Here is a 19,779-nt window from a genome sequence, read left to right as displayed (position 1 = left end):
AAGTCTGTTAATAAAACGCGCTTTTTTATTATCTAGCAGCGCGTTTGAACAAGTTTAACTAAACCTTAAACAAAGCCTTAAGCAGAATCTTAAGCAGTGCCTCCTTGGTTATTTATGAAGTCTTTGTAAGCCGTCAAAGTACGTTCAGCAATATGATTTAAGTCTGCACAGATAGATTTTGCTTTAAGAAAGTCTTCCGCTAAACTAGCTTGCTCTAAGTTTTTACAGAGTGAAAACATAGCTTCAGCACCTAACGAACCCGCAGAACTTTTTAGTGCGTGAGCATGATCCGCAAGAGCTTCTAGATCTGAGTTATTAAGAGACTGGTTAATCAACTCACTACGATGGTTGATATCATCGATAAAAAATCCAATTAAGGTTAACACTGCTTCAGGCGATGTATCTTCAGCTAGACCTTTAAGCGACTCTTTCGATAAAAAGATCTCTTCTGTTAATGCTTCGCAGTTATTATTTATGTTATTGGTAGTGAGGTTATTGTTGCCAGAATGATCATTTTCATCAGCTTTATCTTTCGTGATGGACTTCATCTTAACTTTGGTGTTGTAAATACAACGATTAATGCATTCAACTAGTATTTGAGTATTAAAAGGCTTACCAATGAAGTCGTCCATTCCAGCTGCTTTACATCTCTCCATTTCTGACACTTCTGCATTCGCTGTCATCGCGATAACCGGCGTATGTTGATTAATACTATTACCCGCTTTTAAATTTTTAACTGCATCGATTCCATTCATTCTTGGCATGCGGACGTCCATAAGAATCACATCAAACAATTGCTTTTCTAATATTTCTAACGCTTCAATACCATCACAAGCAAACGACACTTGGTAACCTCTATTCTTTAAGGTTTCCCCTGCAATGAATCGATTGGCTTCTATATCATCGACTAATAAAAGCGTGTTTTTATTACCTACACTTTTGTGGAGATCAATTGTTGTTCTTTCCACTGATTTTGTTTTATTAATTGAATTTAAATAACAGATATCATGACAATATATTGGACGATTTATACGGTTAAAATCGCAATAAGGGAAAGGAAGATCAACTCCTAAGCTACTGATACAATTAATCTTAAGCTTAAGAGAACTTATCCAATCATGATGACTATTTTCTTTTTTTAAAACGTTATCATCAATTAACCAAATTGCTGTATTACTTAAAATCGAATCGGTGATATTTTCACGTAACGTACTAATATCATCAAATTCAAAAAAGGTAATGTTCATTTTTTTCATTTTTTCACAAAAAATAGATTGTAAACTTTTATTATCGGACACAAGGATCATTGGTCCTTCAAGCATAGGCATTTCTGATGGTACTTGATCGATAAATTCAACGGGTAACGTAAAATAAAATTCACTTCCCTGTCCAATAACACTCCTAACACCAATAAACCCATTCATTAAAGTAATAAGCCCTTGTGCTATATTTAAACCTAGCCCTGTACCACTTGATCTGGCTTCTAATGTTGAATCGACTTGTTCAAACTCATCGAATATTTTAGAAAGACAGCTCTCTTTAATACCCATGCCAGAATCTTTGACACTAACATGCAGCATTTCCTCTCCCGTTTTTAACATAATGCGACTCAATGTGACCATTACGACACCTTGGTCAGTAAACTTACAGGCATTATCAACAAGAATATTTAAGATTTGGCGAAAATGAGCCCCATCTGTAACAACACGGCCAATTTCACCTGGAGATACATCACCCAATAACGTTAACTCACTTTTAACCGTTTTTGCTTCAACGCTATTAAGTACATCTTCAATTAAAGCTGCTAGGTCAATTTCACTGTATTTCAGTTCCATATGACCCGCTTCAATTTTAGAAAAATCGAGTATGTCATTAACGACATCAAGTAATGCACTACCACTTGTTTGTGCAGTATTTAATAAACGAATATATTCAGGTGGCTCTTTTATTTTTTCTGCAACTAAATTAACTGCGCCTAAAACTGCGTTCATAGGAGAACGTATTTCATGGCTCATTTGTGATAAAAATCTAGATTTAGCTTGGGATGCATCTTCGGCTATTTGTTTAGCTTTAGTAAGGTTAATGGCATTTTCATTGAGCTTTTTCTGGTCAGAATTCACTTTATCTAACATGACATTAAAGGCTCGAGCGGTATCTGAGAGTTCATCTTTTGATATGATCCTCACTCGAGAACTCATATCTCCTCTTGTAACGGCCAACGCTACTTTTTGTAAAGCCAGCAAACCTTTAGTTAAATACATGCTCAAAATAAGAGAAACAAAAGCAACCATAAAGAGATCGGCTAAAGCGATCATAATTAAACGATAACGCGCGTTATTTGCAAATAATAATAAAGAATCTACCGATAAACCAACTTGCACTTTAGCAAACTCGATCCCCGAAACTGACACTAATTTTTGAGCATCAAATATGCCATCATCAATTTCAGAAACGTTAGAGTCTTCAAAAAAACCATTATCTAAGCTACTTGTATCACCTGCTTCAGCGAGAACACCGAAATTATCGATTATGCGTATATAGCGAATATCTTCGAGTTCTGCTATTTGCAAAGTAATTTCATCAAGTGATGCGATATCTGATGAAATGACTGAATTTGTGGCCAATAAACTGAAGAGGTGTGACGTCTCGCTCGCTCGTCTATATAAAGATTCTTCACCAGAATGCTCAATATAAGATAAAGACTGCCAAAGTAATAACAACAAAAACAGTGCTTCTGTTACCCCAATCAATAACATGGTTTTGAATCTAAATGACATATAACTTCCTTGTAAATACGCTTAAATTATTTAGTTTTTTCCTAATAAGAAATTAATTTTCAAATCACGAACATCGTCCCAATCTTTATCAATGGCTTTAACAAAACCTTTCATTGCTAATGGCATCAATAGTTGATCACTCACTTCAATATTTAAAAATCCTGCTATTAGTTTTTTTCTCGTTTCTTCGCTAACACTTGGATAAGTCGCAATGGCATGAGGTGTATAACCTGCAGATGTCCAAATAATTTTTAATTCATTTCGAACATCTTCAGGCAATGCATTAAAAGTACGTATGATGCCACCACCTGCGACAAAACGCCCTTCAGCAACATTACGGTATACCGCATCATGAGAGTTCACATATTGACTATCAAAACTAATTTTATTCTGTATTAAATTAGCTTTTGGAATTAGCGTTGCAGCAAAAGAAGCTGGCGCTGGGAAGGCAATTCGTTGGGTCGAGAGATCATCAAGTTGATCGATCACACTGTTTTTATTCGCAACGATAATCCCTTTAATTCTCTTCTCTTTTTCATGTACCAAGGCATTAAAACCAACTTTCTCGCTAAGCACTACATAGTGATATGGGTTCATATAAGCGATATCATAATCACCTGCCGCTAATCGTCTTTCAAATGTTGGAATATCAGGAGCGGTTGTAAACTTTAGTTCAACCCCTGTTTTGTCACTTATAAATTTAAGCAAGGGGATCCAATTCCTTGCTAATTTAGCGGCCGATTGTTGAGGAACAACAGCAAATGTTAAAGCTTTAGTGTCGATACTTTCAGTTTCATGCTTATTTAATGGAGCATGTGTATTTAAAGAAGTACTTTTGTTTGCAGCGCAATTTGCATTTATTGGATTAACAAAACATACAAAAGAAATCGTCATCAATAATTTAGTTAATATTTTCATCAGCTTGCCTTTATGTAGTGACTAATGCTTATAATAAAGCAATTAATACTCCATAATGAGAAGAACAAATAAAAACAAAGCTACATCATTGATAAGTAAAACATTTAATTCACATTGGCTACATTAATTAAAAATAATTTCATATTTAGATTCGCATTATGCAAATCAATTTGCATCACATTTTATGATGTAAAATACACTCATAAAGAAATTGCTTAACAAATAGATGAATAAACAGGTAAATTAAAGGATTGAATAAATTGATTAACCCCGCATCGTATTTCTACTTTGCTTAACCGAAGTTCATTTCTGTTACTTTATTAATTAAAACAATAATATTCGTAATGAATGATAAACCAAATAATAACTTGCCTATAGAATGCTCCTCATTGTTAATAACATAACTAACAACTAAAAGACTAAGCTTAAGAAATCTACTCTGATTAATGTTTGTTTACAGACAATGCTCTATTTATAACCGTGACCATTCAAGGTGCAAAATTCAACAAGCGGTGAAGTGAACGGATGCTAGGTAGAAAGCGGAAGATCTAACGGGTTAAATCGACACTTTCTATATGCATTACAACCTTCAAAAAGGACTCGCCATTGTCATCATGTTACGCCTTGATTTAAAGTCCAAGCTAACGACTGAACAAAGCACCTTGATCGGTAACGGATATAATAAACCTAGTCTTTGATAAACAAGGCTTTTAAATCAATGACGTTAACAACTAAATGGGTAAAATGATTAAATGGCCTCACCTTGCCAACTCTTAATTTTACGGTAAATTGTCGATGCACTAACCCCAAGATGAGCAGCTGCTAATGGGATATTCCCATCACAAATATTAATCGCTTGTTCTATCACGTTTTTTTCTATTAACCACATCGGAATGATATCTTTGATATTTGCTTCTTTACTCGATACATTAATATGACTGTCTGTTGTAATAGAGGCTGGTTTAATCGCAGAAAGACTTTTTTTACCAAAAGTTTCTGGCAACATATCAGAAGTAATATCAGTACCCGAATGTATAACGACCATATTCTCTATTATATTTTGTAATTCTCTAATATTACCTGGCCAATCGTATTGCATAAACATTGACTGAACATCTGATGAGAACTGTACAAACTCTTTGTCGTTAGCTTCATTTTTATCCGTTAAAATAGCATTCGCTAAGAGCAATATATCTTTGCCTCTATCACGTAGTGGCGGTAATTGGATAGGGATTACATTTAAACGATAATATAAATCTTCTCGAAAACGCCCTTCACCAACTTCCGCAGCAGGGTTGCGATTAGTTGCACAAACCACTCGTACATCACTTTGAATGACGTCAGTACTCCCCACTCGACTAAACGTCCCTGTTTGTAGAAAGCGTAATAATTTAGCTTGTAAGTTTAAATCCATTTCGCATATTTCATCTAAAAATAAAGTACCTCCATTGGCTGCTTCTACTGCGCCTTTTCTATCTGAGACGGCCCCACTAAAAGATCCTTTCATGTGACCAAAAAATTCTGATTCAAATAAATCTCTCGGAATTGCTGCACAATTTATGGCAATTAAAGGAGCATTTTTTCTAGCACTGAAGCTATGTAAATATTGAGCACAAACTTCTTTACCTGTACCACTTTCACCAGTAACAAATACACTTGCTTTACTACGTAGTGCACTATCAAGCAGACGAAATACTGTTTTCATTGCTAAGGATTCACCAATAAATGACAGTTCTGGTGTCGTCGATGTTTCTACTGTTACTTTTTTAGATTCAACTTCTTCTAAATGAAGTTGCTTCACCGCATCTCGTACCGACGTTATCATTCGCTCACGAGAGAAAGGTTTTTCAATAAAATCGAAACCACCCAAACGCATTGCATCGACAGCCGTTTCTATCGAACTATTCGAAGTGATAATAATGACACGTGCAGGTGAGTCTTGACGGTTAACGAACTGTAGAACGTTTAATCCACTAATATCTGGTAAACAAACGTCTTGAATAATAACACTAGGCATTCTTTCTTTAATCGCCGCCAAAGCAGAATATCCATCAACAAAATTCCGGGTTTCATAGCCAGCCTTTTCAAGCTGAGAACTATATAAAGCACCACTAGATAAACTGTCCTCTACAATATAAACTAACGTTTTTTGTAATGTTTTTGACATGTAATTCCCTTACTAAAGAGCCTTGTTATATTTGCTGTTATACACTTTCAGTGTTTTATTAATCAATGCTAACAACTGACTATCTTCACGAGTAATCATCTTTGATGGCGAAGACAATCTGTCATTTATATCTTTAGCGGCTATTGCAACTGAAACTGCCCCATACAGTGCAGCAGAGTTTTTAAGTATATGAGTAACACTTTCGATTGTTGGTAAATCCATCACCTCAAACGCTTTCTCTAAATCGGCTAATAACGAAGTTGTCTCCTCAATGAACAAGCCAATCAACTTATGGCAAGTTTCATCATCTAAGTCATCTTTCATTTGTTCGATAACATTTTCATCAATTAAATTATGCATATTTTAATCACCAATTTACATTTTCTTCTTTATTAGCCAATACATTACAAACTATAAATAACAACACAACTATAGTACCGTTTACTTAAAATACCCCATTTGGGTTTATTTATATTGATTTAATTCACTAAATAATGACTTTAACCATAAAATAAAATATAAAGTTATACCCATTACCAATCAAGATGCATTGTTCAGCCATTAACTCGGATACCAACAAAGGGTCTAACATGATGACAATGGCGAGTCCTTATCGAATGTTACAACGCAATATTGGTTTTCGAATTGGCGCCCCGCAGGACTTGCTGATTTTGCATATTGAGTGGAGATGGGTATATATATTGCCAACGTTAGTTGAATGTTAGCTTGGCCATTAAGCATTCCATAATCCGTAGATAAAAGTCTCTATCTACGAATACTCATGCTCTAATTATCGATCATCCCCAGCGATATAAATTATCTTCAAATGAGGCAGGCTTTCCTAATAAATAGCCTTGTGCCGTATCACAACCTAATTGATTAAGAATTTGTAATTGCACTTCATCCTCAATACCTTCAGCAACAATATGCATGCCTAGGCGTTGAGCCATAGCGACTATCGCGCTACACAAAGTAAAGTCATCATTACAAGTAGCAATACCATCGACAAAACTTTTATCGATTTTCAAACCATTGACTTTAAACTCTCGTAATAAACTTAAAGAAGCAAAACCAGTACCAAAATCATCGACCCAAATTTCAACACCTTCATTTTGAAAAGCATTAAAAACTTTAGCAATAACCTTTGGGTTTTGAATCAATGCAGTTTCAGTTAGTTCTAATTTGATACAACGTGGCGGAATATCTAGTTTGTCCATGAGGCTCATTATTTGACTGAAAATATCTGAGTTGACGATCTGTACTGCAGAAATATTTAGAGAAACAACAATATCTTTTAAGCCATACTGAAGGAAACGCTTTAGGTCCAATAGTACTTGTTGGAATATCCATTCACCTAACTCAACAATCTGACCACTTTCTTCAGCATGAGGGATGAACTTATCTGGTGAAATAAGACCAAATTGAGGGGAGTGACATCTAACCAATGCTTCAAAACCAATTAATTTACTATTTTGCATAGAAAAAAGGGGTTGATAAACCATAGAAAAATGCTGATTTTTCATCGCACTATCAATGATGTCAGTTAAGTTATCTAACACTGATGATGTGCTAACGCATTGCTTTTTAAGGTCATGGCTTAACTCAGAGCGTTGAATTTTAGATGCCTTCATAGTATTTGATTCCTTCGTGACTTTAAATAGATTAATACCAACATTGCAAATTATAGACCAACATAAAAAAACATTTATAAACGCTGTAATCTATTGAATATAAAGGATTAAATAACAGCCTATATTTTACTAAGTATTTACTTTTATCGTCATTCGCAAAATGCAAATCAAATTATTAGTCGTGACTTCCAAATTGCAAATTGCGCCCCTCCAATCAAAGTGGTGCTTAAATTCAAAATATAAAAAAAGGGAAGAAACAATTAAGCCTTCTTCCCTTCTAATTCATAAATTACTTTCTGTTATTTCTAGCGGCTCTATTCTCCGTTGGGAGCCGTATTAAACCATTGATCACCATCGATTCTTCCACCTAAAGCAGGCAAATTAACTTGAAAAGGAGGAATAAATGGTTCTAACGCATTTTGTGTTTGATCATTTATATTAGGTACCGATACTGCTTTTTTAAGGTTCAGGCCTGAGCATAAAGCATTAACACCAATCCCTAGTTGGCTTGAATCCTCTAATTCAGTACCATTAGGACAACATTGTCCTTGTAAACCTAACCTATCTACTAGGCCACCAGTTACTGAATAATAACCTGCTGGGCAAGCACATTGTCCTCCACTGTCTGTTCCACAAGCAGAATCACAGCTAGCACTTAATGGAATACTGCTATCTGATGAAGAACATGTTAATGGCGCCTGTCCAGCATCTAGCGGTAAATTAACAGGCGATTCACAGGGTTCTCCTGTGACTACTTTTTGTGATATGTAACGAGACCCGATTGGCGATCCTATGCCTCCGATAATTTCAGGCATAGGGCAAGCTTCGAAGGTTTCTTTGTATAAAAAGCCAGGAAGGCCATTAGGCGAACGACCTATCGCGTAATTTGGACCATTTTGTAATGCTTGGAAATAACTAACCGCGCCTGTATTAGGTAAACGACTGACGCCTGAACTATCTAAGGTCTCATTACTGGTTGGTTTAATACAAGGGTCGCCTTGGCAATTTAACGCAGTGTAATAAATAGGCTCTCTACTAGTAAAGCGATCATCACGAACACCAATTAATGCGCGGTAATTTTTAGGTGGGTTAGTCGTTGTACGGTCAATATAAAGTAACTGAGGGGCGTCATGTTCATCAAAATTAATCACTTCTCCCAGTACATTATTATTACTGTCTGCAACCAAAACACTTCTGTCTTGTTGTTTTATTTTTTGCTTAAACAATGCATCTCTAATAGCAGTGATTCCGACAAAACTACCAATCACTAAAATAGTAATGATCAGGATTAATTCAATCGTTAATACAAAACCACCTTGTTTATTTAAGCTAGCCTTTGCAGGTATTACTTTACACAATGTTGATCTAGCCATATCAATTCCTTTTTCTATTTAGTGTAGTTCGTGACAAAAAAAACACACTTATAATATGTCGCCAAGTAAGGCCATAATTTCACTAATTTGCTGCCCAGCGGGAAAAAAAACTAAAACAAAGAACATCGGAAAACAAACCATTGCCATCGGTAACGTAGACTCTAATGCTTTTCTGTTGATACGACTGGTAAGTTGCTGATCTTGTTGTAATCGGAGAAAATCAGCTAATGACTGAAGCCCATCACTTACAGGGCTACCCACTTCTATCCCAGCTTTAATGATAACGGCAAGTTTATTTAAAGCTTCTACACCTGTTCTTGCCGATAAGTTATTAAAAGCAATGGCTCGCTCTCGACCTGCATCAAGCTCATAGGCAATTAATTCAAGCTCAGCAGCTAAAGGGTTATCTTTTTGCAAACCGAAATGGGCGGCTTTACGAAAGGCCTGACTCAATGATAAACCTGACTTCAAAAAAACAATTAATAAATTAATAAAAAAGACTAATGACAAATTTATTCTACTTTGACGATGGTTTCGTTTAAGTAATAAATAAATATCCATAAATAAAAACGTGACAATACCGATAACACCAACACTCCAAACACCTAATGAGAGTTCAAGTGCCAATGCAACAAATATAACCGCACAGCCCCACTTTACAGCCCAGTACCATAACCAGAAACGTTCTAATGGAATACCACATTGGCGGATCAATTTTTGAGGGTAAATTAAATAGCTTTTCTTTGAGTGATTAAATGGGTCTTCAATTAATTTACTTTCCTCCCTTAAACTTTGCTTTAAAAAGTAGAGAAAAATAATCAACATCAATAAAAAAATAAAATCCAACCAATTAAACATATTCATTGCTCTATCCTCGCAATACGACGTAGCCATAAATAACCAAAAAACTGTAAAAATAATGCACCACCAAGATAAGTTGGACCAGATGGATGTTTTAATAGCGTGTCAAACCAATCTGGCTGCTGCCATAATAAAATAGGGATCAAAATATAAGGTAAACCACCGCATAAGATTGCTGCGTAACGAGTCCCTGATAAATGAGTATCAATTTGTAATTGATGACGTTGTCTATCTCGGACAATACGATTAACCGAATCCAGCATAAAGGTAAGATCACTTCCTGATTGGTAACGAGCAATAATAACCTGGGCAAATAGTCGAGTAGCAACACAATTATATTTAGTCGTTAGTTGGTTAATTGCTTGTTCCGGCGTACACCCCATATCTAAACGCCCTAACATACCTATTAACAAGAACTTAACGGTTCCCTTTCCTGACTCCGCGGCTAAATTAATTGCTTGATGTGGTGACTGACCACTAGTCAATGCGGCTTTCATCATATCCATCGCTTCAGCTAATCCTTTTTCTACTCGTTTTATTTTATATTTAGCTAAATCACTAATGCTATTGAAACAAAACACCGTTACCGCCATAGCCGCGATCGCCGCTAATGGAATATGTTTAGGAAAAAGTTCTAATAACAACATGAAAACAGAGACAGCAATCACGCCAATACCAATAATAATAAGCGCAGGAGGTAAATTTATATTAAGCGTTTGTAAATGATTACCTAATGCAGATACGGGCTTATTCTTAGTCTGCTCATGAAGCTCAGCTTTAAGTGTGTTGTCAGGAAATGTTTTATTAGAATTAGCTTTTTTTAGATTCAATTTCTTAAACCAATAAAAAAAGATAATTAACATGATAAATAGGCTTAAAAATAAACCGATAGACTCTATATTTATCATCATTTCTCCACCTTTAACAACCGATTAAATTGCTCGCTGGTATAGCCTTTAAATGCAACTTTAGTCCCTAACTCAGAATCATTGCCAGTTGCATTATGGCTTCCCTCAATACACTCAGGGTGGCTATTATCTGCATGTTTAAAATGAAATAATTCTCGAATCTGTTCTTTATCGTCGTTCTGAATAAACTCACAAATACTGACCACTCGACGACTACCATCCTGAAAACGCATCACTTGAATAATTAATTGTAATGAAGAGCGAATCATTTGTTGAATAGCGACGGTTGAAAAACCTTCATTGCCCATTAGCGCTAATGTTTCCATTCTACTAATCACGTCATTTGGACTATTCGCATGTAACGTGGTTAAACTTCCATCATGTCCGACATTCATCGCCTGTAACATGTCTAAGACTTCAACACCTCGTACTTCTCCAACCACAATGCGATCTGCCCTCATACGTAATGCATTTCTAACTAAGTCACTCAAGCTAATCGCTCCATTACCTTCGCTATTAGTATGTCGAGATTCTAATGAAATAACATGAGGATGTTTTAATTGTAATTCAGCCGTTTCTTCAACCGTTACAATACGTTCAGTCTCAGGAATGAAACCTGATATTGCATTCAGTAAGGTTGTTTTACCTGCTCCTGCACTGCCGGCGATCACGATATTGATCCCTGTCGACACAGCTAATGCTAAAAAATCCATCATAGCTTGGCTTAAAAAACCCTTATCGATCAGTTGCTGAGTGCTCAAATCCTCAGTATGAAATCGACGAATAGAGACGATTGGGCCAGATTCACAAAGAGGTGGAATCACTGCATGTAATCGACTGCCATCTGGTAAACGAGAATCGACCATCGGTTGACGTGCATCTAACTGTCTACCTTGAGTACTTAAAATACGGTCTAAAAAACGTTTCAAGTGGCTCTCATTATCAAAGCGTAAATTAGTTTTTGTTAGACGACCATTTCTATCAACCCAAATTTCATGTGGGCCATTTATCAAAATATCAGTCACCCCAGGTTCTTCCATTAAACCTGATATTGGCCCTAACCCCGTTAATTCATGCATGATTTGTAAAGTTAAGTTTTTTTGTTCGTTGACACTTAACTTAGGATTTAATCTAGGATGCATTTCATCAAGTAACAGGTTTAAACGACGTTCTACCTGATTGATGTCTTTTAATAAATGTATGTTTTGTTCTTCAATCCCATCAATCAGACGATTATGTAAAAAATGACGTAATTCTCGGAAACGCTCTGACGCAATATTTTCTTTCTCAAGTTCAGTAAGATCTAATGTTATGTTCGAGTTTTCCATGATAAGCCACCTCTTCTTAAAATCTAAACAACATCGATTATTGGTTCACTCTTACATTTGAACGTCGTATACCTGCAACCATTTCAACATTACGAAAGCGCTGCTTAGGATCAATATTCAGTTGAGTGCCCTGTGCAATATCATGTGCACTATGAAAAATCATCGCAATGGTATCGCTTGCTCTAATACTGGTTAATGCATGAACGTCTGAAGGTCTTATCGCCACGATTAATGACACACCAGGCTGGTTAGCATCTTGACTTTTTTTAGGTAACAACATGTTTTTTAAACCATTATCATCTGCTTTTTTAGCAGCTGGATAATTAATGCCAATCAACTGAATATCTCGTGCAACTGTACGTACACCATTTCGACTTCTAACAACGACATCAAAACGGTCACCATCACTCATTTGTCCGTAAGGCATGCCTTTTTGAACATGCTCTAGGGTATATAAAACCCTACCTGAGGGAATTGCTTGTGATAAAGACCTCTTCTCTTTAACTTTGAGATCACTTGGATAAATGGCACTACCGGCCTGTTTATTTACTTTTAATGTTTTCCCCATTAATTGACGAGGGTTTTGAATGGTGCCAGACACATCATCCTGATCGATACGCACTTTTTTTAATGACCGTTGTGTAATGACTTGACCTGATTCTAGATGACTACTGACAGTCCAAGCTGATACCGTTGACATCTTGTCAATTTGACGAATACCAAGAACAGAAGCCAGCATACCCGATGCAGTAAAAAGGAGCATAGCACCTGTTGCACTACCCGTTAATTTAACTTTCATAAACCACCCCATTAATCAAATAAAAAGTGAGGACAGGCGCATTAATTTGAACCTGTCAGTAAGGTCTCGAGTTACTTAAGGCTACCGGTATTACTTGAAGAATTAGCAGCTGTACTTGCTGTTCCATCAATTGCAGCAGCCGATTCAGAAAAGTCAGAAACGATAAATTCAAACTTTTGACCATCACCCGCATTAACATCAACTGCATCGATAAAACCAGACCCACTGATTTCAGCAGTCCCTTCACCATTTATTAAACCGTCAAATGCATAACTTTGATCAAGAGAGCCAATCGCTTCAGCAACATCTTCCATTTCGGCAGTAACAGCATCACGCATTGTTGTTAAACCAACGACAAGTCCAATTACAATAGTAGTAGACAATAATAACAGCTCTGAAGTCATTACAAAGCCAGCTTCTTTTTTCTTGCCTAGTTTGTTGTTTTTAATTGTTTTCATGATATTTACCTCTATTGTTATAAAAATGAATAATGAGTAATAAACAAACTCAATTCGTTTGAGCTTGTATCTACTATTGCGATTGTTATGCCACCTTTTAATTAAATTAAAAATAAAAAATAAAAATAAAATAATTAAGATAAAAATCAATCAGATAATTAAAAATCAAAATAAGAATAGGAAAAGGAAAATAATAGAGGCATACGGTTTTTTTCATATTAATTCTATTCTGAATTGCAAAATGCAAATCAAAGTTGATAAAAGCAGGCATACCGCTAGCTATAACAATTAAAATACGAATAAAAAAGATATAAAAATTTTACAAAGTAATTTATCTCTTCATTATTTTATGGGCATTCACCATCAAAATAACAAATAATAAATAACAAATAATAAATAATAAATAATAAATAATAAATAATAAATACGCTTATTAATAAGTAACTGATAAGCGAGAAAGGACTAAATAATTAAAAGAGAAAGCATAATGGCGGTATTGTTCCGAGCAATTATCCTCTATTTATAGGTATATACCCGTTATCCTCAAGATGCTTTACTCAGGTGTTAGCTTGGACTCCAAATCAAAACGCAACATGGTGGTCATGTAATAGTAGCGGCTAGTCCTTATCGAAGGTTACAAGGTAAAGTTGGTGACCTAGAGGGCAAGCTGTGAAGTAAATACCTTCGTTGTTAGAAAGTCTCGACTTAACCCGTTAGATCTTCCTCTCCCATTCTAGCGTCTGTTTACCTTATAACTTGCTGATTTCTGCACCTTGAATGGTGACGTGTATAAATTGATATAAATATAAAAAGATGAAGAAAATCATAACGTATTCGTCTCATTTTGGCTGAAGTGGTTTAGATTTAGCCATCATTTATAAGCTCATTAATAACGATTAAATTTAATAAATAATAGAACCCTCATTATTTTATATTGATAACAGTTGACGAGTGTGATTGCAGAAGGTTTGACGAGGCAGTTAAATCTTTTTTACTTTACATAGGATTATTTACAGGGTTTTAACACTGGATAACTGCATGTTTTGCATTAATTCCAAAAGAATTAATAAGGTGATCATTCTTGCTGGTTAAAATTACCCCTAACTGCGTTGTGAGTTTTGAAGTGAGAACAACTATCTCCTACAACTCATGCCTTATTAGTGTTAATTTTTCCTGCGCAATATCTGATCACTTATTTAATTCCATTGGTATAACTACCCTCTTTAGTTCTATGAATGTAGTTATTTTCACTTCTTAACTGAACCAATAAACCCCGAGTATTGGCGAAACTACTCGGGTTTATTGAGTCATTGCTAACCCATACTCAGATTCAAATGAATGACATTTTATGAATATAGCTGTTCATTAGAGATTTTTTAATTAAGGCGACAAGGTACATGTTCTCTCAATAACAATACTTTAGCATTTAATAATTTATTACTTGGCTGCTCTTCTAAAACGCCCTTATATTCTTTACAAGCTTTATACCATTCCTTCTGTGCTTCATAAATAATTCCACGGTGATAACCAATTCTCCAATGATTGCCCATAAAACGTTCTGCTGAAGTCATTGATAGCAAGGCTTTAGAGTATTTACCTTCAAGGTAATAATAAGCAGCTTGAAGCTCATATAAATTAGATTCGTAAGGGGTAATATTTAGTTGGCGTGTGACTATTGCTCTAGCAAGACTCAAATTACCTTCTTCCATTGCAATTCTACTGCGTAATATTGCCGCTTCAGGATAAGCACCTCGTTTAGATAAAATCAGATCTAATAATTGTTGGCTAGCACCTGTATTACCAATTTCAAATTCAACTAAAGCACTTGCCATGATGACGCGCTGATGATTGGGGTATTTTAAATATAAAGCGCTCAATTCAGATGCTAATCTAAAACAGTCCACCATCGGTTGATTAATGTCGTGACAATTAAGGTTAATCACTAACTTACTGGTATCGATTGCTTTTTGGGCTGTTGCATTCGTACAATTAACACTATTGATTTGATTTTTCAAACACGTTTCATGACGCCCATCTGAGCTCAAACTACATGCTTCTGATAACGGCTGTTGGTTAGCTTCACATTGGCGACTCTCTTGTTTAATTTTAACATAACGTGTTAAGACCTCATCTAATTGCTCATTTGGTGCATATACTTGATTAATAGTATTGTTATTGGCACAACCAGTGATGATCAAACCACTCAATAAAATAAACATTGAAGAAAATAGGTTAATTTTCATTTTGTAGTTTCCTTATGAGAAGAATTGAATGCATGATTTACATTAAAGACAGATTTTTGTAATAACGCTCCTGTTGTAGGGAACTGCCATAAATTAACTTCGTGTTTTAACTCTCTTACAATCGTTGGTGTCACGATAATGAATAACTCTCGTTCGGAGTCTGATTCAGATGTCGCTTCAGCCAACTTTCCAAGTATCGGAATATCACTCACGCCAGGTGTAAAGTCTCGACTGTCATTAATATCACGGCTTACTAACCCACCAATCACCATCGGTTGCCCATCGCGTAAACGAGTCGATGTACTTAAACTTCTCACATTAAACGCAGACGTATTTAAGCCGCTGCCAGTGCTATCTGATATTTGTTGAGTTAAAAGCGTATCAGGTGTCGAAATGGTCGGGTTTAAGTCCAATGTGATGCGATCATTTTCATCTACCATTGCACGAACTTGTAATTGCACACCGAATGACTTAAATGTAGTGCCGCTGAAGACGCCTGATGTATTTGATCCGACTTGATCTCCACTAACAATCCCGCTTGGTGCGAACGCCGTTGGAAGTGGCACTTCACCACCCGCAGAAAAGACAGCAGTTTCTCCTGCTAAAACAGTTAAAGTAGGACGAGATAATGTTTTCGATATCCCTTCTTCTTCCAACATCGAAAATAACAAGTCAAATGCAAAGTCTTTACCGATCACTTGTAAGTTATTAACTAACCCACCTCCTAAAATTTGTAAGGCGTTATTCACTTTTGACGACGATGATGCGTCTGCAGTTGCACCTTCTAAACCAAAATTACCGCCCGTTTTATCATATCCATTACTTAACACAGAGAAGTCAGGACGCCATTGTTTTAAGCGACGTTTATTCACTTCATACATTTGTACCGATACACGTATTAATGGCAAGTCGCGTACTTCAATCACTGACAACAATTTCCCACCAGCGACAGATAACAACTTTGCTCGCCCAATGTTAGATGCAATATTGTTATCAGCGCTGCCGCTAGATGCGCTACTTAACCCCAGTCCACCTAAACCGCCTGAGCTTTTATTGCTCTTTCCGTTAAACAATCCACCAGATTCATTCGCTAAAATTGAAATAACTGCTTCTTTAGATTTTTTGACTTCTTCCCCCGTTACTAGCCTAGAGGCAACTGTTAACACTCTAACCAGCTCAACTTGATTATCGACAAAACCTTTTAGTAATAAAGTATCTTGGTTCGCATCAGGCATGTCACCATGTTGTACACGAGTAACTGTAACCGACTCACCACCCACCAAATCAATATTGGTTTTAACGCGTGTAACAATATCTTCAGGCAAAGTTTCAACAGAGATCAAATTGATAATTGCAGCAGAACGAGTATTCCTTTTCGATTGAGGTTGAATGCTTTTATTTTGCATACGTAAATTATCAACTACTGCATTCAGTGGAGATGATTGTAATAACACGTTATCACTGCTCCCTTGGCCTGCTTCAAAGTAGTTACGAGCTGCGGCTTCTGCTGCAATACGGTATTTAATCGTCGGCACTTTTCCACGTAACACGAGCGCATCTCTATCAGGTGCTAATGTGAGCGATATATTAGGATGAATATCTTTGATGGCATGATGCAATACACTTAAATCTGAAGTGACTGTAAATAAGAATGTTTCTGAGGTTTGATCTGAATACCAAACCATCACGCTGGTTCGCCCTACTTCTTTGGCTAATACTAACGCCTCATTTTTACTCAATACTTCTATTTGTAACGTTTCTTCTTGCCCAACAGCGATACGCTCAAGCACTTTATTGAAGACTAATCGGCTATGAGTCCATTGCACCAATTTTCTTATATTTTTAGACTTTCTACTATCCGCTGTTTCTACAAACATAAGGCCACCAGCTACAGCAACCGTTGGCTGTAAAAATAAGACGCCAATAAAACAAACCAATACTAATTTAATCATGCTCATACCATTCTCCTGTTACCTTCGTTTTCAACTAAACACATATAATGTTTTTAATTCGAGGGTTTCTGGTTATATCGCAACATTTAGACCAGCTTGTAAAATATACAATGAATATTTATTTAAAACTTATAGAACAGTTAGTTACCTTAAAAAAGGAAAGTAGAATGACAAACGAAAAATTAGCAATATGCAAAATGAGATTAAATATTCTTATATTGAATCGCATTTTGCAAATAAGTGGGTTTAAAATAGTTTTTAGACATTCAATAATCGAGTATGACGATACTGCGATAAGATTAAAGACATTTATTTTAGGGTTTTAGTATTTGATTGGTATTGATACTGATACTGAAACTGAAACTGAAAAGTATCATTTCAGCCGTTTTAAAATGAATTAAAAAACACTTGAATGAAAATGAATAATCCAAACCTTATAAAAAGACGATATGGTTAACTTATAATGTATTTACAAGAGACGTTAAGCATTAACTTCATCATCAGAATGAAAAACACTTACCTATACCTATATCTATTTAAAAAACAATTACTTATAAAAAACCGCCATTTCAAAAAAGTTATTCGTTCTTTATATTTACTTCTAAAAAAACAAAAAAATTAGTCTTCATTCCATTGCTTCAAAAAGCTTTCCAATATCGTTTTTGTCACTGGTTTTTCAATATGATGGGTAATGCCTTTTGCATATAGATCATTGATAGACTCTTCACCAACAATCCCCGTTAGCGATATTTTGGGCGTGTTTGCATTGATTCCTAGGCCTTCATCATTACCTTTATTATTATGCAATTGCTCAGCGACATCACTCCCCAATAAACCGGGCATGTTTTCATCTAAAAAAATAAGGTCGAACGGTTGTTTACTTGTTATTTCTAACGCTTCAAGTCCATCATCAGCGCCAGTCACAGTACAACCTAAGCTTTGTAATAAAATAATAGTTAACATTTTACTCGGCTTACTATCATCTGCGACAAATACCCTTAATGTAGTTACTGCTTTCATTTCCATCTCCTGACTGATATTTAACAAGAAGTTAACCTTCTCTGGGACATTTAAGACTAATTAATGTCAAATTAAACTAGCTCACTCTAAGTGACATGCAAATTACGAACCAAAAGACAAAGCAATTGATAATGTGATGCTCTACGAAACCATTTCTTAAACACCATCATGTTTCACAAAAACTAAAAATGAATGATGTATTTCTATCGATATTATTAAAGGTGGCACACATAATGCTCTATGTATTGTGACATTGTAATATTATGGATGTACAACAAAGATAATTATCCTGAATAGGTATAAAACATGATGACGTATAGAAAAAATCAGAAAGGTTTTGTAATAACGACTGAACTTATTTTAATCATGACCATAATGATTATTGGCTCCATTGTCGGATTACCAATACTTCGAGATGCAATCGAACAAGAACTATTAGAGGTAGCACAAGCAATAGAAATAAGTGAACAGTATGCTTTTGATGGAATTAAAACATCTCCGCAAACAGCGCCCGATAAGATTCTAATTACTAAACCGACATTAATAGGTGAACCGATATATTAATGGCTTCAACAGAGTTAGCAGGAACCAAAAATCTACTTTAACGACTAAAATAATGCCATAACGTAGCTATGAAATAGAATAGCCATAGCGTACTTATAACACTGCGACAAAGTAGTTTTAAAATGTAAAGTATAATTAAAGTTGACGACTAGAATCATCAGTTAAAACTTATACCATACAATATTGTTAAATTTACTTTTCATGCATCGAAATAATGGTAACGGACCTTACCGCGCTATCGAAGTATTTAGCCTTTACCGCAAGATATTCAGGATCAGTGAAAAACTGTTCCATTATTTTTTTACTCGGGAATTCAATAGTAAACACTCGATTTATAGAGCTACTTGTTTTCGACTTCAACACCTCATTAACTTTAAAATCAAAACCAAAGCTGCCACCCAATGAATGAAGTATTGGCATCATACCTTCACGATATTTTTGATAATCGCCATCATTAATAATCTCTAACCCCATTATTCGTTCATAAGACATATCGGCTCCAAATTAGATAAATATATAACGCTTCATTTAGAAGCAACTTAGATTCAAAGAATATACCCATTACCAATCAAAATACATTATTCAATCTTTAACCCTGACACTAAGACGATGCGTAATACCAATCACACTAATTAAGTTATCTATTTTACTTGTTAAAATAACTTATTTCTTCGTTGTAAATTTCGTAAAGGGAACAACCATTTAGCTCAATTTTCGCCTTGAACTAACTCATTTTTCCTGCGCAAAATTTAGATCACTTATTTAATGTAATCGGTATAA

At 35.5% G+C, this 19,779-nt stretch carries 16 protein-coding genes; 1 reads left to right on the top strand and 15 read right to left on the bottom strand.

Annotation, left to right across the window (positions count from 1 at the left end; translation table 11 throughout):
- Nucleotides 1-89: 89 nt before the first annotated feature.
- The 14 genes from SP041_RS03325 to SP041_RS03250 all read right to left on the bottom strand — a co-directional run bounded on the left by SP041_RS03325 (nucleotide 90) and on the right by SP041_RS03250 (nucleotide 18,435).
- Complete coding sequence (locus tag SP041_RS03325) at nucleotides 90-2,777, bottom strand: response regulator (protein ID WP_137297391.1); 2,688 nt, start codon at nucleotides 2,775-2,777, stop codon at nucleotides 90-92.
- Nucleotides 2,778-2,807: 30 nt separating this feature from the next.
- Nucleotides 2,808-3,695: a phosphate/phosphite/phosphonate ABC transporter substrate-binding protein gene (locus SP041_RS03320; RefSeq protein WP_240791409.1), complete on the bottom strand. Its 888-nt coding sequence runs from the start codon at nucleotides 3,693-3,695 to the stop codon at nucleotides 2,808-2,810.
- 748 nt (nucleotides 3,696-4,443) lie between these two features.
- Nucleotides 4,444-5,862 (bottom strand): sigma-54 dependent transcriptional regulator, encoded by a 1,419-nt coding sequence (locus SP041_RS03315; protein ID WP_137297390.1) that lies wholly within the window; start codon nucleotides 5,860-5,862, stop codon nucleotides 4,444-4,446.
- 12 nt (nucleotides 5,863-5,874) lie between these two features.
- Complete coding sequence (locus SP041_RS03305) at nucleotides 5,875-6,222, bottom strand: Hpt domain-containing protein (protein WP_025563346.1); 348 nt, start codon at nucleotides 6,220-6,222, stop codon at nucleotides 5,875-5,877.
- A gap of 437 nt (nucleotides 6,223-6,659) precedes the next feature.
- Nucleotides 6,660-7,493, bottom strand: a complete 834-nt coding sequence (locus SP041_RS03295; protein WP_025563345.1) for an EAL domain-containing protein — start codon at nucleotides 7,491-7,493, stop codon at nucleotides 6,660-6,662.
- A gap of 314 nt (nucleotides 7,494-7,807) precedes the next feature.
- Nucleotides 7,808-8,866, bottom strand: coding sequence for a hypothetical protein (locus SP041_RS03290; RefSeq protein ID WP_025563344.1), 1,059 nt, complete (start codon nucleotides 8,864-8,866; stop codon nucleotides 7,808-7,810).
- A gap of 48 nt (nucleotides 8,867-8,914) precedes the next feature.
- Nucleotides 8,915-9,730, bottom strand: a complete 816-nt coding sequence (locus tag SP041_RS03285) for a type II secretion system F family protein (protein ID WP_025563343.1) — start codon at nucleotides 9,728-9,730, stop codon at nucleotides 8,915-8,917.
- A complete protein-coding gene (locus tag SP041_RS03280; protein ID WP_025563342.1) occupies nucleotides 9,727-10,638 on the bottom strand; it encodes a type II secretion system F family protein in 912 nt (303 codons plus the stop codon). Before SP041_RS03280 ends, SP041_RS03285 begins: the two co-directional genes overlap by 4 nt.
- Nucleotides 10,635-11,963: a CpaF family protein gene (locus tag SP041_RS03275; RefSeq protein WP_025563341.1), complete on the bottom strand. Its 1,329-nt coding sequence runs from the start codon at nucleotides 11,961-11,963 to the stop codon at nucleotides 10,635-10,637. The genes SP041_RS03280 and SP041_RS03275 overlap by 4 nt, the downstream gene beginning before the upstream one ends.
- 37 nt (nucleotides 11,964-12,000) lie before the next feature.
- Nucleotides 12,001-12,762, bottom strand: coding sequence for an SAF domain-containing protein (locus SP041_RS03270; RefSeq protein ID WP_025563340.1), 762 nt, complete (start codon nucleotides 12,760-12,762; stop codon nucleotides 12,001-12,003).
- A 71-nt stretch (nucleotides 12,763-12,833) separates the two neighbouring features.
- Entirely contained in the window at nucleotides 12,834-13,220 is a 387-nt protein-coding gene (locus SP041_RS03265) for a hypothetical protein (RefSeq protein WP_025563339.1), read from the bottom strand.
- A 1,376-nt stretch (nucleotides 13,221-14,596) separates the two neighbouring features.
- On the bottom strand, nucleotides 14,597-15,463 hold the full coding sequence (locus SP041_RS03260) for a hypothetical protein (protein ID WP_025565804.1): 867 nt from the start codon (nucleotides 15,461-15,463) through the stop codon (nucleotides 14,597-14,599).
- Nucleotides 15,460-17,421, bottom strand: coding sequence for a pilus assembly protein N-terminal domain-containing protein (locus SP041_RS03255; protein ID WP_025565805.1), 1,962 nt, complete (start codon nucleotides 17,419-17,421; stop codon nucleotides 15,460-15,462). The genes SP041_RS03260 and SP041_RS03255 overlap by 4 nt, the downstream gene beginning before the upstream one ends.
- 612 nt (nucleotides 17,422-18,033) lie before the next feature.
- The gene (locus SP041_RS03250; protein WP_025565806.1) at nucleotides 18,034-18,435 is read right to left on the bottom strand and encodes a response regulator; all 402 of its coding nucleotides are present in this window, start codon (nucleotides 18,433-18,435) and stop codon (nucleotides 18,034-18,036) included.
- A 306-nt stretch (nucleotides 18,436-18,741) separates the two neighbouring features.
- Here SP041_RS03250 and SP041_RS03245 point away from each other — a divergent pair, with 306 nt between their 5' ends.
- Nucleotides 18,742-18,999, top strand: coding sequence for a hypothetical protein (locus SP041_RS03245; RefSeq protein ID WP_025565807.1), 258 nt, complete (start codon nucleotides 18,742-18,744; stop codon nucleotides 18,997-18,999).
- 192 nt (nucleotides 19,000-19,191) lie between these two features.
- On the opposite strand, the gene SP041_RS03240 is transcribed toward SP041_RS03245, so the two are convergent.
- On the bottom strand, nucleotides 19,192-19,491 hold the full coding sequence (locus SP041_RS03240) for a DUF1330 domain-containing protein (protein ID WP_025565809.1): 300 nt from the start codon (nucleotides 19,489-19,491) through the stop codon (nucleotides 19,192-19,194).
- Nucleotides 19,492-19,779 lie beyond the last annotated feature (288 nt).

Source organism: Psychromonas sp. SP041 (genome assembly GCF_000470315.2).
Classification (GTDB): Bacteria; Pseudomonadota; Gammaproteobacteria; order Enterobacterales; family Psychromonadaceae; genus Psychromonas.
The sequence above is the reverse complement of the archived record's forward strand: the minus strand, read 5'-3'. Positions and strand labels throughout refer to the sequence as shown.